Origin of the sequence: Lactiplantibacillus plantarum (assembly GCF_014131735.1) — a bacterium.
Taxonomy (GTDB): domain Bacteria; phylum Bacillota; class Bacilli; order Lactobacillales; family Lactobacillaceae; genus Lactiplantibacillus; species Lactiplantibacillus plantarum.
In genome coordinates, this window is the sequence record NZ_CP039121.1 from 1,704,498 (window position 1) to 1,720,674 (window position 16,177).

Genomic DNA, 16,177 nt, shown 5'->3' on the forward strand with positions numbered 1-16,177 from the left:
CTTAATCGAATGCCCGTTAACGTGCAAGTATTCGCATTGGAAACTATACCGTTAGTGGGATCGGATGGATCTGCATAGAAACAGGTTCCCCTTCAGTATCAGTATCAACTACAAAAGAGCCATTAGAATAACGCGCACTAGTAGGATGATCATCATTCAAGATCGAATGGTGCTTACCACGATCAGTCAGCACATCAAGTGCAACCCCATTTGCGTCACTAGCAACTAAGACATAATCAGCGACCCGGTGTGGATTATTTTTTAACTCCCGTAAGACTTGAACGCCCCGCCGTGCACGACTTGTCACGGGTAAATCTGCCACCTTCATCTTCTTGAATGAACCCCGTTGCGTAATCATGGCAATCAAATCATCATCTGCGGCGATTGTTGCCCGTACAATGGCATCGTCGCGCAGATCCATAGATTTCACGCCGACCGCCTTCGCACCAATCGTTGGGACCTCGCTTAAATCATAGCGAAGGCCATACCCATGTTGCGTTATCAGAATCAGGGTTCCCGTTGGTGCAGCTGGTAAGTATTCGACTGTTACAACGGTTGCATCGTCTGACTTCATTTTGATGAACTGGCTGGCCCGAGTCTTATAAGTTCGACCCGGCGTGTAATCAGCAAAGGCCGTTTGTTTGATATAGCCGTCACTAGTTGCCACTAAGAATTTTCCGGTAGCTTTAAGGTTCTCAAAAGAATAGACCCACGTGATGCGCTCGTTTTCAGCCAGCCCAATCGTCTGAGAAATGTGCTCACCGGTATCTTTCCATTTGGCGTCAGCAATTTCATAAATCGGCCGGTAAATGAGATGGCCCATGTTGGTGAACATCATTAAATGATCTAACGTGCTATTTTTAGCTAGATAGATCGGATAATCCTCATCTTTAAGCCCGTTATCATCGGGCTCAGACGCTGAATAAGAGCGTAAGCTGGTTCGCTTGATATAACCATCATGGCTAATCATAACAATGACGTCTTCTTGTGGAATCACGACCTCGGTCTTGACCTTTAATTCTTGAATTTCATTTTGAATCTCAGTCAAACGGCTCGTTGGATAGGCTTTTTGAACGGCCTTTAGTTCACGCCGTAAAACTTTATCGAGTTCTTTAGGCTCTGCCAGAATCAGCTGATAGGTTGCGATAGCCTTGGCCAGTTCAGCTGATTCTTTTTCTAGCTGCGTCACATCGGTATTGGTTAACCGATAAAGTTGCATTGTCACGATGGCTTCAGCTTGAATCTCAGAGAAATCGAATTGACTGACCAAGTTCTGTTTGGCGTCCTTCTTATCCTTGCTACCACGAATCGTTTTAATTACTTGGTCGAGGATGGACATCGCCTTGATTAATCCTTGAACGATGTGTTGGCGATCCATAGCCTTCTGTAAGTTAAATTGGGTCCGACGGGTTACAACGTCCCGTTGATGTTCCAAGTAGGCCGTTAGAATCGTTTTCAGCCCAACGTGTTCGGGCCGTTGATGATAAATGGCGACCATATTGAAGTTATAAGTAATTTGTAGATCGGTATTTTTGAGTAAGTAAGTCAGAATACCTTCTGCATTGACGTCACGCTTCAGTTCAATCACCACTGATAATCCCTGACGGTCACTTTCATCACGAACTTCGGCGATACCTTCGATCTTCTTCAGAATGCGAATTTCATCAATTTTTTTCACCAATTGCGCCTTGTTAACTTCATAAGGGATCTCTGAAACTTCAATCTGTGATTTATTCCCCTTAAGCGGTACGATCTTGGTTCGCGAACGCACGACGATACGCCCACGGCCAGTTTCATAGGCTTGCTTGATACCTGCTAATCCTTGAATGATCCCCCCAGTTGGAAAATCGGGACCCTTGACAAAGTCCATCAAATCTTCAAGCGTTGCCTTAGGGTGATTCATCAGGAATAAAATCGCATCAATGACTTCACTCAAGTTATGCGGCGGAATTTCCGTTGCATAACCGGCTGAAATCCCCGTTGCCCCGTTAACTAATAAGTTCGGAAAGCGGGCCGGTAAAACAGTTGGTTCGTACTCCGTATCATCAAAATTTAGGACCATATCGACAGTCTTTTTATCAATGTCTTGAAGCATTTCACCAGCGATTTTGCTCAAACGTGCCTCGGTATACCGCATGGCGGCAGCCGGATCACCGTCCATGGAACCATTATTCCCGTGCATTTCAATCAGCGGTTCCCGTAACTTCCAGTCCTGACTAAGACGAACCATTGCTTCATAAATCGAAGAATCACCATGGGGATGAAAATTACCCATGACGTTTCCGACTGATTTAGCGGACTTACGGAACGCTTTGTCAAAGGTGTTGCCATCCTGATTCATGGCGTATAAGATTCGTCGTTGTACTGGCTTCAAGCCATCACGGATGTCTGGCAAGGCCCGTTCTTGAATAATATATTTAGAATAACGGCCGAAGCGGTCGCCCATGACGTCTTCAAGGGTTAGTTCTTGAATTTTTGGTTGTTCAGTTGCCATTTTACGACCCCCTCTATTGTTTTAGCTGTTGTGCCAATTCTTCGTCGGCTTGCTCATGTGCGGATGAGACGGCCTCGTTATCTAGTAACGACCCGTCTTCGTCCAAATTAAAGTGGACGTTACTTTCGATCCATTTTCGACGAGGTTCAACTTTGTCGCCCATTAACGTTGTGACCCGTTTTTCTGCTAAGGCAGCGTCATCGATTCGGACTCGGACTAAGGTCCGTTTTTCAGGATCCATGGTTGTTTCCCATAGCTGTTCCGCGTTCATTTCGCCAAGTCCCTTGTAGCGCTGGAGTGCATAGCCCTTACCAAATGACTTGGTCTTGAGCGTTAGCTCTTCGTCAGTCCATGCATATTCCGTCCGTAACTGCTTGTTCTGCTTCTTTTGTAATCGATACAGCGGTGGCAACGCAATGTAGATTTTACCAGCGTCAATCATTGGCCGCATGTACTTATAAAAGAATGTCAGTAAGAGAATTTGAATATGGGCACCATCGGTATCGGCATCGGTCATAATAATGATCTTGTCATAATTACTGGCCTTAATATCAAATTCGGGACCAACACCCGCACCAATTGTGTAAATCATGGTATTAATTTCTTCATTCTTGACAATATCAGCTAATTTGGCCTTTTCGGTATTCAACACCTTACCACGTAATGGCAAAATTGCTTGAAACTTTCGATCACGCCCCTGTTTAGCTGAACCACCGGCCGAATCCCCTTCGACTAAGAATAATTCATTCTTCTTAGCGTTTTTAGACTGCGCTGGCGTTAATTTTCCAGAAAGTAACCGTTCCTGCTTATGGCGCCGCTTACCGTTTCGGCTTTCATCACGGGCCTTACGGGCAGCCTCACGAGCCTGCCGAGCTTTGGTGGATTTGCGAATCAGCATTTGAGCAAATTCACCATTTTCCATCAAGAAGAATTGAAGTTGTTCACTCACAATATTATCAACAATCGTTCGTGCTTCGGGTGTTCCGAGCTTTTCCTTAGTTTGACCTTCAAATTGTAAGAGATTTTCCGGTACTCGTAATGAAATAACAGCGGATAACCCTTCACGGACATCGGAGCCTTCCAAATTTTTATCCTTGTCCTTCAATAGGCCAACCTTGCGAGCATATTCATTGAATGCTTTCGTCCAGGCACTGCGGAACCCTACTTCATGAGTCCCACCGTCTGGCGTCCGCACGTTATTGACGAATGACAACAAGTTTTCCGAATAGCCATCGTTGTACTGCGCAGCGACCTCAACTTCGACACCTTCCTTAGTGCCGTCAAAGAACATAATATCCCCGAGGGTGTCCTTATCTTCATTGAGGTAACTGACAAACGCCTTGATACCATCTTCGTAATGGAAGACCAGCTCTTGTTGTTGATTTTCCCGTTCGTCAGTCAGCGTGATTTTGACGCCTTTCAGTAAGAATGCGGATTCACGCAACCGTTCAGCCAACGTTTGAAAATTATAAACCGTCGTTGTAAAGATACTAGCGTCCGGCTTAAAAGTCATTGTCGTTCCAGTTGGCTTATTAGTCTTCCCTTTCTTTTCAAGGGTACCGACGGGATGACCCCCATCTTTGAAATGTTCAACGTAGCGGTAGCCATCACGGACAATGGTTACCGTCAATTCGGACGACAATGCGTTAACGACGCTCGCACCGACCCCATGCAGCCCACCAGAAGTCTTATAACCACCCTGGCCGAACTTACCACCAGCATGCAAAACCGTGAGGATAACTTCAGGTGTTGGAATACCGGAAGCATGCATTCCAACTGGCATCCCACGACCATGATCGACAACGGTGATGCTGTTATCGGCGTGAATAATCACGTTGATTTCTTTACCATAGCCAGCTAAGGCTTCATCAACGGCATTATCGACAATTTCATAAACTAAGTGATGGAGTCCGCGGCCGTCTGTAGAACCGATATACATTCCGGGACGTTTCCGAACGGCTTCTAATCCTTCAAGTACTTGGATTGAAGAATCATCATATTTTGGGCTTTTCTTGGCCATTCTCACAACTCCTTTTATCTTTAAAAATCTACCTCAACTAGGTGCGGCTTTCAGGTAACCGTAATAAAATAGTCCTAAAAGCCCCAACCTGTCAAGGTACAATTATGTTAATTTCTAATTGTCACTTGTGGCTCTTCATCTGTTAGCATACACGTTAACAATTAAAATAGCAAACACACGTTCGCGTTTAAAACTATCTTTTAAAAGTTAAGCCACTTACTAGCTTACCTCATGTTGATTCTAAGCGCCAGTTCAATGAATAAACTTATTACTGGTCACGACTAGTTCTTAAAATGCGTGATTAATTTGACAGTTAGCGCTTTAAAGGCTCTAACCACCCGCTTTTAGGCACATAATAATTATCAAAAAATCATTTTATTTTCATAATTTGACACGCAATCATCATTTTTTAAACTAATTAATCCCCACAATCTTAAAAAGAATGCTAAAATATTGAGTGATTATATTGCAGGAGGAACCAACTTTGAAAATAATAATTATGCTGATCATCGCCTACTTAATTGGCGCGATTCCTTCGGGTGTCATTATTGGCAAATTTTTCTTTCACACTGATATTCGTCAAGCAGGTAGCGGTAATATCGGAACTACCAACACGTACCGGGTCCTAGGCCCGACCGCTGGGACAATTGTCATGGTGATGGATATTCTAAAAGGCACCATCGCAGCACTACAACCGACCTTGCTATTTCATATGAATAACCGGTATACCTTATTGATTGGACTAGCAGCTATTTTAGGACATACTTTCTCAATTTACATCGGCTTTAAAGGTGGTAAGGCCGTTGCCACGAGTGCTGGGATCTTATTGGCCTACAACTGGGAGTTCTTCTTAATTGCTAGTGCCATCATGTTATTATTGGTTTACACGACCAGTATGGTCAGTGTTGCTAGTATGACGGCTTTTCCAATCGTCACGTTGATTGCAATTTTTTACTATCAGGATTGGTTGCTATCACTCGTGGCCTTTGCATTGACCCTCTTCATCTTCTATCGGCACCGCAGTAATATTGCACGTATCAAAAACGGGACCGAATCATTGGTACACTTCGGACTTGGTTGGCGACGTCAGCAACGGGCTAACCGCAAATAATTATGTTACTTTCAAGACCATTTCATTACTGAGTGGTCTTTTTATTTAGGAACGGGTAAGCTTTGGTGCTGGGTTTGTATTTTTTGTTTCTAGTTAAAGTAAGATGATACAATTCTTTATTTTGCTATCTTTTCAGACCACAATAAAAAACCGGTCAAACCTGTCGACCGGTTTCACTAAACCACAGTATTTTAGTTAGAAAAAGCTAATCGCATATTTAGCATCAAACGTCTGGTTCGCTGCAAGCCGATTAATGCCCATCTTATGGCTTAATTGACCATCGCTATCAACGTTATCCGCAATGCCCCACCATGGCTCTAAGCACACGAACGGCGCTTCTGCGGGGTATGGTGACCACATGCCGACGTATGGTGCATCTTCAATCGTCATCGCTACCCCATGATCATCCAGATCAGTGTCCAACATTAACGTCGTCTCGTGATGATTCAAATCCAAAATCAGGGCATCGTCCTTAAACAAATCCCGGCTAAGTGCTAATGGCTTGGTCAGGTCGAAGTCATCCGCATTTGCCGCATCGTTCAACGGTGCCTGTAATGGAATATGCGCGTAGACCTTTCGTGGTGCCACAGTAACCTTATAATCAGCTAGTGTGCCCGCCGGATCAGCGAGTGGTACGTTAAATGCTGGGTGCCCACCAACAGAAAATAACAGCTCTTGATTAGCTGGATTATGCACATTGTAGTTAACGGTCAATTCATGATCCGTCAACGTATAAATCAAACGTAATCGAAACGCGTACGGATACATCTCCCGCGTCGCACGACTATCGGTCAATTCAAATGTTGCTTGTGTGGCCGTTTGGTTGACGACCGTAAAGTCATTGTCGCGGGCAAAACCGTGCTGTCCCATGTGATAAGCCTGACCAGCAACGGTATACTGGTCATCCTTTAAACGACCAACGATTGGAAAAAGCACGGGTGCGTGCCGGCCCCAAAAAGTTTTGTCGGCCTGCCACATGTACTCAATACCGTCACTCGACTTGACACTACTTAATTCCGCCCCAGCTTCATTAATCAAAACGGTGAGGTACTCATTCTTTAATTCGACTGTCATCCGCGTAAACGCCCCCTTGATAAATTTTATAAGATGTAACGACTAAGATCCTTATCCTGTGCAATGTTACCGATTCGCTCGTTGACATAGCTTTCAGTGATTGTGACTTCGCCCATTTCCATGTCAGGACCTTCGTATAGCAATTCTTCCAAGAGCTTTTCCAAAATGGTGTGCAAACGACGGGCACCGATATTTTGTGTCTCATGGTTGACCTTATAGGCAATCGTGGCAATCGCTTCGATAGCTTCAATCGTGAACGTCACTTTAATGTTGTCCGTACCGATCAAAGCGATATACTGCTTAATCAACGCATTCTTAGGTTCCGTCAAAATCTTAACAAAGTCATCCTTGCTTAAATCGTCTAATTCGACCCGAATTGGAAAACGGCCTTGCAATTCAGCAATCAGATCACTAGGTTTACTTTCCGCAAAGGCCCCGGAAGCGATAAACAGAATGTGATCAGTATTGATGGGACCATATTTTGTTGAAATTTGTGACCCCTCAACGATTGGCAGAATATCTCGTTGAACCCCTTCACGTGAAACTTCACCGGAACCTTGCTGACCACCCTTAGTAATCTTATCAATTTCATCGATAAAAATAATCCCGGTATTTTCAGCACGGACAATCGCATCATGATAAATATCAGCGTTATTGACTAACTTTTCGGATTCTTCCCGAACTAAAATTTCTCGGGCCTCTGAGACTGGCATTGTCCGTTGGATCCGCTTCTTGGGCATTAAGGCACCTAAACTATCACCAAGATCAATACCCATTTGACCAAGCATGTTATTATTACCCGCGGCGGCTTGCTGGGGGTCATCCATCTCGATGGTAACCTCTGAGTTTTCTAAGCGCCCCGTTTTCAACTGATCGGCAACTGATAATCGTTGATTACGAACTTCATCGGTCACTTCTTCGTTACTTGAATCGTCAACGTTGGGGGTCTGGCCGTTTTGCATCTGGCTAAACATGTTCATCATGTTTTGGAACTCGTTACCATTGTTCTTAGCCTGCTTCTTTTGGGCCGGTACTAATAATTTGACGAGCCGTTTGTCAGCAGCCTGCACCGCTTGTGCCCGCACACCAGAATAAGCCTGTTGTTTTTCCATCTCGATAGCCACGTCCACTAAGTCACGAACCATGGATTCAACATCGCGACCAACATAGCCGACTTCCGTAAACTTAGTTGCTTCAACCTTCACAAACGGGGCGTGCACAATCTTAGCCAACCGCCGGGCAATTTCGGTCTTCCCGACCCCGGTTGGTCCGATCATCAGCATGTTTTTGGGGGTAATTTCTTCCTGCATTTCAGCAGAAAGTTCCATCCGCCGATAACGATTACGTAGCGCGATCGCCACCGCTTTTTTGGCTTGGTTTTGACCAATAACATAATTATCAAGCGCGGCCACAATTTGTTTCGGTGTCTTATTGATTTCTTCCATGAGCGTTTCCTCCTACATTACAACGTTTCTGAGATCACATTATGATTGGTAAAGATATCAATGTCGCCGGCAATATGGATTGCCGCTTCAGCGACTTCCTTGGCACTCATATCCTTAGCATGTAGCTGCATTGCGCGAGCTGCGGCTAAGGCAAAGTTACCACCAGAACCAATGGCTAAGACGTCGTTATCCGGCGTGATTACTTCACCACTCCCAGAAACAAGTAACATGTCATCTTTGTTCATGACGATCAACAAAGCTTCCAATTTCTGTAACGCCTGGTCACTGCGCCATTCCTGGGCAAGCTCAACGGCTGCCCGTTGTAAATTCCCAGAAAATTCGTTGAGTTTCTTTTCAAAACGATCTTCAAGGTTAAACGCATCCGCGACACTCCCGGCAAAACCTACGACGACCTGATCATTATAAATCCGCCGAACTTTATGGGCTGTCCCTTTCATTACGACTTTTTCACCCATCGTGACCTGACCATCACCGGCCATGGCGTTATGGCCGTTTTGGCGAACGGCGCAAATGGTAGTTGCTTCAAATTTCGTTGTCATGTTCAGTCTCCTTTGTCGATTCCCGCGTTGCCCGTGGGAAAAATTGACGATAATCTTGTTGTAAATGTTCCTTTGTCACGTGCGCATAAATTTGCGTCGTTGACAAACTTGTATGACCTAACAGCTCCTGCACGGTCCGTAAATCGGCACCATTATTCAGCATCTGCGTTGCAAACGTGTGTCGGAGCATGTGGGGATGAATATCAGCCGTTAAACTACTTTTCTTAACGATTTGATTCAAGACATATTCGATTCCGCCGCCAGTAATGGGGCCGCCGTGACGATTAATAAACACCGTTTGGTGCGTTTGACCATACTTGGCCATCACGGGCTGCCGGCAGACGGTTTCGTAATGCTGAAGCGCGGTAGCCGCGTACCGACCAAATGGGACGTAACGTTCCTTGTCGCCCTTCCCACGAATCAACATCATTTTTAGGTCGTAATCAACGTCGGCTAATTGTAGATCGACACACTCACTCAGCCGAATCCCAGTACCATACAGGACTTCTAATAACGCCGCGTTCCGGGCCCCCATCACGCTATCATCCGCATAGACAGTTTGAAATAATACGTCCAGCTCCTTTTGATAGAAAAAACGGGGTAAGCGCGCCGCGTGTTTTTTGAGTTGGACGTACACGAAGGGATTCAATTTAGCTAAATCATTCTTAACCAAAAAGTTATAGAACGACCGCAAGCTTGAAACTTTCCGAGCAATTGAATTGCGGGTCAAGTGCCGGTCATATAAATGACTTAAATAGACGTTAACGTCCAACCGGTCAACTTCAGTATACGCTTTCGCGCCGCCATTTGCCGTTAAGAAATCATTAAAAGCTTGAATGTCTTCCCGATAAGCAGCAGCGGTCTCTTCCGAATACTGTCGTTCAACCCGAATGTACTTTAAAAAGAGGGTTAAATAATCCGTTTCCATGCAAAAACCTCCATACGTTGCTACTTTAGCAAAGTATGGAGGAAAACACAATTATGCACCCTGTCAATGGGGCAATATTTTAGTTGTTAACGGTCAATGTTTCATCTTTAAAAGTCGTCAGGTCAGCCAAGGCCCGTTCAGAAATCGCCGTATTACGCTCACGCTTATCCCGAATGCGCTGTTTGAGTTTTGGCATAATGCCAAAGTTGGCGTTCATGGGCTGGAAGTTGCTAGCACTCGTATGCGTGATATAGTGGGCCATCGCCCCCATCATCGTGTCCGTTGGAAAAACGACCGGTTCTAAACCAAGTGCTAAGCGCGCTGCGTTGGTTCCAGCAACGATGCCACTCGCTGCACTTTCAATATAGCCTTCGACACCCGTCATTTGGCCCGCAAAAAACAAATCGGGCCGTTGCTGTGTCTGATAAGTTGGCGTTAATAGTTTCGGTGACTTCATAAAAGTATTACGATGCATGACGCCATAACGGACAAATTCAACGTTCTCCAGACCCGGAATCAGTGAAAAGACCCGTTTTTGTTCGCCCCACTTAAGATGAGTTTGGAAGCCGACGATATTATATAGATCACCAGCGGCATCATCTTGGCGCAACTGAACGACCGCAAAGGGTTGTTTGCCCGTCTTCGGATCTTCAAGGCCCACTGGTTTAAGTGGGCCAAATAGCATCGTTTGGCGCCCACGTTGTGCCATCACTTCGATCGGCATGCAGCCTTCAAAGACATCTGAATTTTCAAAATCATGCGCTTCGGCCATTTCGGCGTGAATCAACGCGTCATAGAAAACGTCAAATTCGGCTTCCGTCATTGGGCAGTTCAGATAGGCCGCTTCACCACGGTCATAGCGTGATTTGAGATACACCTTGTCCATGTCGATCGAATCTTTCGTTAAAATCGGTGCGGCCGCATCAAAAAAGTGTAAGTCATCTTCGTCGTTAAACGCTTGAATCGATTTCGCTAAGGACGCCGCCGTTAATGGTCCAGTCGCTACGACCGTAATGCCATCTGGGAGACTAGTAATTTCTTCATTAATAATTTCAACATTAGGTAACGCGGTGATTGCAGCCGTGATTTCTGCAGAGAACGTATCCCGATCAACGGCTAGCGCACCGCCAGCTGGGACAGCGTGGTGTTCAGCCGCTTGCATCACGATCGAATCCATCTGCCGCATTTCGGCCTTTAGTAGGCCCGCCGCGTTGGCTAATTGGTTCGCCCGCAGTGAGTTCGTGCACACTAATTCAGCAAATTGCGCCGTGTGATGGGCGGGAGTCATTTTGCTGGGCCGCATTTCATACAGCCGGACATTGACGCCCATATTAGCAATATGCCAAGCGGCCTCTGAGCCGGCTAAACCGGCGCCGATTACGTTTACTGTTGGTATTGATGCCATCCAGAATTCCTCTTTTCTTGTTGTCATACCATTGATAGTATTGTTGTCATCATACCTGAGAAACTAGCAGAAGACAACTAATGGCATCAGCAAATCCTGCAATGACATGTCCACCGTCAAGCTTAAAGCGAACATTAATTTAAACGGGCGTTTATTTTCCCGATAAAACACTTGTTAATCAGTTGAAATTGCGAATTTTATCAACGTATTTTCACAAATTGTACGCATTGTTTGACAATGCACAAAAAAAGATCATCCGTAGATGACCTTTTCTTCATTTATTTTTGAACGTTTTCGGTATAATCGCCATTCGGACAAAGCACTTGCTTGCCACCTTTGAGCTTCTTTTCGACCAGGTAATGGCCATCCTTCGGGCAATCACGGCCAACCGGTTTATCCCAAGAGACAAAGTCACAATCTGGGAAGCGGGAACAACCATAAAAAATCCGGTTCTTCTTCGATTTCCGCTCAATGACCTGGCCCTTCTTACATTGCGGACAAACGACACCAATTTCTTTAACGATTGGCTTCGTATTACGACAATCCGGGAAACAGGAGCAGGCAAAGAATTTGCCGTAACGGCCCATCTTCACAACCATTGGCGCGCCACAAATATCACAATTGAAGCCCGCTAATTCGTCTTTGATTTGGATCTTCTCCATACTTTCCTCAGCCGTTGCAACTTCTTTAGAAAACGGCTTGTAGAAACTATCGACGACTTTGACCCAGTTTTCCTTACCTTCTTCAGTCGCATCCAACTGTTCTTCTAAACTGGCAGTAAAGCCGACATTAACGACATCCGGGAAGTATTCCTGAATAATATCGTTAACGATCTCACCGAGTTCAGTCGGCACAAACCGGCGCGCTTCTAATTTGACGTAGTAGCGCCGCTGAATCGTATCCAGGGTTGGTGCGTACGTTGATGGCCGCCCCACACCATTTTCTTCCAATGCTTTGATGAGGTTGGCTTCAGAGTAACGTGCGGGTGGCTGGGTGAAGTGTTGTTGCGGATCAGTCTTCGATAACTTGACCACATCACCTTCACTTAAATCTGGTAAGACGTTATTCTTTTCCGTCTTATCGTAGATCTTCGTAAAACCAGCAAACTTCGTCTTCGACCCGTTCGCCCGGAATTGGACGTCATTTTGGTCGATCGTGACCGCCATTGTATCAAGTACTTCGGGCGTCATCTGACTAGCCACAAACCGTGACCAGATCAGCTGGTATAACCGGAATTGATCCTTCGTCAAGTAGTCTTTGATGCTAGCTGGTGTCCGGAAGACGGATGAGGGTCGGATTGCTTCATGGGCATCCTGAGCGCCTTCTGGTAACTTGCCCTTGACAGGTTTGGTGGCCGCATATTCTGCGCCGTATTCTTTATGCAAGAATTGTGACGCTTCGTGCTTCGCAATCGACGAAATCCGCGTCGAGTCAGTCCGCATATAAGTGATTAAGCCGACGCTACCTTCCTTACCACCAACATTGATGCCTTCATATAATTGTTGTGCTGCCATCATGGTCTTACGCGTCCGGAAATTCAACTTCCGGTTGGCATCCTGTTGCATGGTAGAGGTTGTAAATGGCGGCGCCGGGAACCGTTTACGTTCTTTTTTGACGACTTTGACGACATTAAAATCGCCATTCCGGTCTAATTGGCCCAAGATTTTTTGCACCGCATCGTTGTCATCCAACGGTTGCTTCTTACCATGGGTTCCATAAAAACTTGCCATGAATTTGGAACGACCCTTTTGAAATTCACTATCGATCGTCCAATACTCTTGGGGTTTGAACGCTTTAATTTCATTTTCACGTTGAATGATCAAATCTAGCGCGATCGATTGCACCCGACCGGCCGATAACCCCTTTTTGACCTTTTTCCACAATAATGGACTAATTGAGTAACCCACTAACCGGTCCAAAATTCGCCGGGCCTGTTGGGCATCCACTAGATCCATATCAATTGAACGCGGTTCCTTAAAAGCGTTTTTGACCGTATCCTTGGTGATTTCATTGAAGACGACCCGGTTTTTATCCTTAGGGTCAAGTCCTAATAAATAGGATAAGTGCCAAGCAATGGCTTCCCCTTCACGGTCCGGGTCAGATGCGAGGTACACGGCTTTGGCTTTTTTAGCCTCTTTCCGCAATCCTTTGATCACATCACCCTTACCGCGAATCGAGATATAGTGCGGTTCATAGTCGTTATCCACGTCGACACCCATCTTGCTCTTCGGTAAATCTCGAATATGGCCCAGACTAGCGACGACTTTATAAGAACGACCTAAATATTTCTCAATCGTTTTTGCTTTAGATGGTGATTCCACGATCACCAATTTTTTAGCGGGCGTTTTGCTTTTCCGCTTGGTAGCAGTTTTAGTTGCGGTCTTCCGCTTTGCCGCCGGTTTGGCTTTAGTTGTACTTGCAGCCACTCGATCAGCTCCTTACAGGTTTCATTATCATTATTATAAATATCAGTTTAAGAAATCCCTGTAATCATATTTCAAAAATTTCGTGTTGTCAAATTTTTGGTAAAAACTCTTCTATTATATGTCGCGAATTTAAGACTGGTTTGGCCCCCGCAACGATCAATTGATTGCACCCAACTGAAAATGGTGCATCAATTGGTCCAGGTACCGCCAGAACGTTGCGATTGTTTTGTAACGCGATATTAGCAGTGATCAGACTCCCAGAATGGGCCTGCGCCTCGACCACGATAACCGTTTGGCACAGCCCGGCAATAATCCGGTTACGAGCAACGAAGTGGTATGGTTCCGGACCCACCCCCAGCGGGTACTCACTGATTAGTAAACCGACCTGACTAATTTGCTGCTGTAGGTCACGGTGTTGACGGGGGTAACTAATATCCAGCCCGGTCCCAATCACCCCGATTGTCGGTAAGTTAAAACGAAGGGCGGTCCGATGTGCAAAACCATCGGCTCCCTTCGCTAGTCCACTGACAATGGTCAACTTTGCCGTTGCTAACGGTGCCAATAATTGCGTCGTGACCCGTTCCGCATACGATGTGGCCTGCCGAGCACCAACAACCGCAAGTTGACGTGTCGTTAGTAACGCACGCTGCCCGCGCAAAAACAACACTAATGGTGGTTGATAGGCTTCTAATAAGGCCGGTGGGTAATCATCATCCAAGATTGTTAAAATATCAAGCTGCGCATGGCGTTTTAGTCGCTGTTGAAACGCCATACTTTGCCAATCAGCGGTAAAACGCCCCTGCTGACTAGCAGTTAAATGGGCCAACTTACCTAATCGGCGGGGATCAGTGACGACCGTCTGAACCTGCCGACAGTGTTGTAACACGCGTACCATCCCGGCATACCCGATGCCGTGCGCTAAATGTAATCGAATCAATAAACTTCTTAATTGCATGTTATCACGACTCCTTAAGTTCGCCCTTGTTGACATTAGTCGTCAACGGAACGGCTTCTTTAAAGAGTAGTTACGGATTTAGACCCGCTTAGCATTTCGAACCGGTGAAAAAGATTGGCGATGAATCGGCGTAGCGCCGAGACTGGCCAACCCGGCCAAATGCTTAGCAGTCCCGTAGCCCATATTATCAGCAAAGTCGTACCCGGGATACACTTGATCATACATTGTCATTAAGTGATCCCGGACGACTTTGGCGACAATACTAGCCGCCGAGATGCTCGCGCTTTTCGCATCGCCCTTGATTAGACGGGTCTGTTCAATTGGTACCGGCACCTGCATCGCATCAACTAGTAAACGTGTTGGCCGGACGGACAGGTTACGGACGGCTTGGGCCATTGCGACTCGGGTCGCCTCATAAATGTTTAATTGATCAATTTGTTGGGCATCCGCAACGCCGATTCCCACGGCAACCGCTTCTTCTAGGATCCGTGGCATCAGGGCCGCCCGTTTCTTAGCGGTTAATTGCTTTGAATCATTGACTTCTAGCAAATCAAAATGATCGTCCAAGACTACAGCGGCAGTTACGACTGGTCCAGCTAACGGGCCGCGACCAACTTCATCGATCCCAGCAACGTATTGTCCGCCGTGGGCCCAAAAATCCCGTTCTAAACGCATATGTTGATTAAACCGTGTCACTAACGCCGCCTGTTTTTCAGCTTGTCGCAAATAGTGTTGATAAGCCTGTTGTACGCCCTTGCGAGGATCGGCTTGAGCCGCGGCTAGAAGCGCTGCCGTTGGTTGGTCAGCCAGTAGCCGTTTAAAATCCGCAATCGTTCGTTCAGGCATCGGGTTGATCCCCCGTTAAGTCGAGCGTAAAACGACCGAGCCGGCCCTTGCGAATATCTAAGAGGAAGGCCACGCAGAAACGTTCCCAGTCATCGCGCATCCCCGCATTTTTCGTCATCGCAATCAGTAATTCCGGATTTGGTAAGGCCAACTGCTCAGCCGTCAAATGATAACGATCGACTAAGCGTGCCGCGTAGTGCTGCTTGAAGAAGTCCAAGGCAAACAAAGCGACGTCATCGTTAGGATAGATATTTTCCTTAATCGCACCCGTGACGGCCAGCTTGGTACCAACGACTTGGTCTTCAAACTTCGGCCATAAAATCCCTGGGGTGTCGAGTAATTCCAATTTATTGGACGCTTTGAGCCACTGTTGGCCCTTGGTAACGCCCGGACGATCACCGACTTTGGCAATTTTTTTATTGACAATATGGTTTAATAAGGTCGATTTACCAACGTTGGGGATACCGACACAAACTGCGCGGATTGGCCGATTAGTAATGCCACGGGCCGCAATTTTTGCTAACTTGTCAGCTAACATGTCACTAGCCGCTTGCGTCATTTGCTTACCAATCGTACGGCTACGTGAATCGACCGCGATCGCAACTTGACCCTGGTCTTCGTAATACTTGACCCAGTCAGCTGTCGCTTGGGGATCTGCCAAGTCCTTCTTGGTCATAATTAAGAGGTGTGGTTTTTGTTGGACCGTTTTTTCAATTTCTGGATTCCGGGAAGCCACTGGGATCCGGGCGTCGACCAATTCAAAAACAATATCAACTAAATGTAAATTGTCCTGAATTTGATGAATCGCCTTGGCCATGTGACCTGGGTACCATTGAATATTTGCCATTACGTTGTGCTCCTTTTTCTCGTGGCGTGAATGCCTTCAAACTTTGATCATTGTTAAAATTCTTGA

General features: G+C 46.1%; 12 protein-coding genes. 1 reads left to right on the top strand and 11 read right to left on the bottom strand.

The window, feature by feature from the left end:
• Positions 1 to 43 precede the first annotated feature (43 nt).
• Positions 44 to 2,494, bottom strand: coding sequence for a DNA topoisomerase IV subunit A (parC, locus tag E5260_RS07900; protein WP_003640556.1), 2,451 nt, complete (start codon positions 2,492 to 2,494; stop codon positions 44 to 46).
• A gap of 13 nt (positions 2,495 to 2,507) precedes the next feature.
• Positions 2,508 to 4,514 carry a DNA topoisomerase IV subunit B gene (gene parE, locus E5260_RS07905; RefSeq protein ID WP_003640557.1) on the bottom strand — a complete coding sequence of 669 codons (2,007 nt, stop codon included), beginning with the start codon at positions 4,512 to 4,514 and terminating at the stop codon, positions 2,508 to 2,510.
• Positions 4,515 to 4,998: 484 nt separating this feature from the next.
• Here parE and plsY point away from each other — a divergent pair, with 484 nt between their 5' ends.
• Positions 4,999 to 5,625 (top strand): glycerol-3-phosphate 1-O-acyltransferase PlsY, encoded by a 627-nt coding sequence (gene plsY, locus E5260_RS07910; protein ID WP_003644419.1) that lies wholly within the window; start codon positions 4,999 to 5,001, stop codon positions 5,623 to 5,625.
• A gap of 195 nt (positions 5,626 to 5,820) precedes the next feature.
• Here the strand turns inward: plsY and E5260_RS07915 are convergent, their stop codons facing one another.
• The 9 genes from E5260_RS07915 to ylqF all read right to left on the bottom strand — a co-directional run bounded on the left by E5260_RS07915 (position 5,821) and on the right by ylqF (position 16,111).
• On the bottom strand, positions 5,821 to 6,699 hold the full coding sequence (locus tag E5260_RS07915) for an aldose 1-epimerase family protein (protein WP_003640559.1): 879 nt from the start codon (positions 6,697 to 6,699) through the stop codon (positions 5,821 to 5,823).
• A 26-nt stretch (positions 6,700 to 6,725) separates the two neighbouring features.
• A complete protein-coding gene (gene hslU, locus E5260_RS07920; RefSeq protein ID WP_003640560.1) occupies positions 6,726 to 8,144 on the bottom strand; it encodes an ATP-dependent protease ATPase subunit HslU in 1,419 nt (472 codons plus the stop codon).
• A 17-nt stretch (positions 8,145 to 8,161) separates the two neighbouring features.
• A complete protein-coding gene (hslV, locus tag E5260_RS07925; protein WP_003638820.1) occupies positions 8,162 to 8,704 on the bottom strand; it encodes an HslVU peptidase proteolytic subunit in 543 nt (180 codons plus the stop codon).
• Complete coding sequence (xerC, locus tag E5260_RS07930) at positions 8,688 to 9,632, bottom strand: tyrosine recombinase XerC (protein ID WP_003640561.1); 945 nt, start codon at positions 9,630 to 9,632, stop codon at positions 8,688 to 8,690. The genes hslV and xerC overlap by 17 nt, the downstream gene beginning before the upstream one ends.
• A gap of 79 nt (positions 9,633 to 9,711) precedes the next feature.
• On the bottom strand, positions 9,712 to 11,037 hold the full coding sequence (trmFO, locus tag E5260_RS07935) for an FADH(2)-oxidizing methylenetetrahydrofolate--tRNA-(uracil(54)-C(5))-methyltransferase TrmFO (RefSeq protein WP_013355556.1): 1,326 nt from the start codon (positions 11,035 to 11,037) through the stop codon (positions 9,712 to 9,714).
• Between the two features lie 278 nt (positions 11,038 to 11,315).
• Positions 11,316 to 13,463 (bottom strand): type I DNA topoisomerase, encoded by a 2,148-nt coding sequence (topA, locus tag E5260_RS07940; RefSeq protein WP_003640563.1) that lies wholly within the window; start codon positions 13,461 to 13,463, stop codon positions 11,316 to 11,318.
• A gap of 88 nt (positions 13,464 to 13,551) precedes the next feature.
• Entirely contained in the window at positions 13,552 to 14,418 is an 867-nt protein-coding gene (gene dprA / locus E5260_RS07945; protein WP_003640564.1) for a DNA-processing protein DprA, read from the bottom strand.
• Positions 14,419 to 14,496: 78 nt separating this feature from the next.
• Positions 14,497 to 15,264, bottom strand: coding sequence for a ribonuclease HII (locus E5260_RS07950; protein WP_003640565.1), 768 nt, complete (start codon positions 15,262 to 15,264; stop codon positions 14,497 to 14,499).
• Positions 15,257 to 16,111, bottom strand: a complete 855-nt coding sequence (ylqF, locus tag E5260_RS07955; protein WP_003640566.1) for a ribosome biogenesis GTPase YlqF — start codon at positions 16,109 to 16,111, stop codon at positions 15,257 to 15,259. Before ylqF ends, E5260_RS07950 begins: the two co-directional genes overlap by 8 nt.
• Between the last annotated feature and the right edge of the window lie 66 nt (positions 16,112 to 16,177).

Coding starts and splice junctions, on each gene's coding strand:
- parC (WP_003640556.1), bottom strand. CDS start 2,494: ATGGCAACTGAACAACCAAAAATTCAAGAACTAACCCTTGAAGACGTC.
- parE (WP_003640557.1), bottom strand. CDS start 4,514: ATGGCCAAGAAAAGCCCAAAATATGATGATTCTTCAATCCAAGTACTT.
- E5260_RS07915 (WP_003640559.1), bottom strand. CDS start 6,699: ATGACAGTCGAATTAAAGAATGAGTACCTCACCGTTTTGATTAATGAA.
- hslU (WP_003640560.1), bottom strand. CDS start 8,144: ATGGAAGAAATCAATAAGACACCGAAACAAATTGTGGCCGCGCTTGAT.
- hslV (WP_003638820.1), bottom strand. CDS start 8,704: ATGACAACGAAATTTGAAGCAACTACCATTTGCGCCGTTCGCCAAAAC.
- xerC (WP_003640561.1), bottom strand. CDS start 9,632: ATGGAAACGGATTATTTAACCCTCTTTTTAAAGTACATTCGGGTTGAA.
- trmFO (WP_013355556.1), bottom strand. CDS start 11,037: ATGGCATCAATACCAACAGTAAACGTAATCGGCGCCGGTTTAGCCGGC.
- dprA (WP_003640564.1), bottom strand. CDS start 14,418: ATGCAATTAAGAAGTTTATTGATTCGATTACATTTAGCGCACGGCATC.
- E5260_RS07950 (WP_003640565.1), bottom strand. CDS start 15,264: ATGCCTGAACGAACGATTGCGGATTTTAAACGGCTACTGGCTGACCAA.
- ylqF (WP_003640566.1), bottom strand. CDS start 16,111: ATGGCAAATATTCAATGGTACCCAGGTCACATGGCCAAGGCGATTCAT.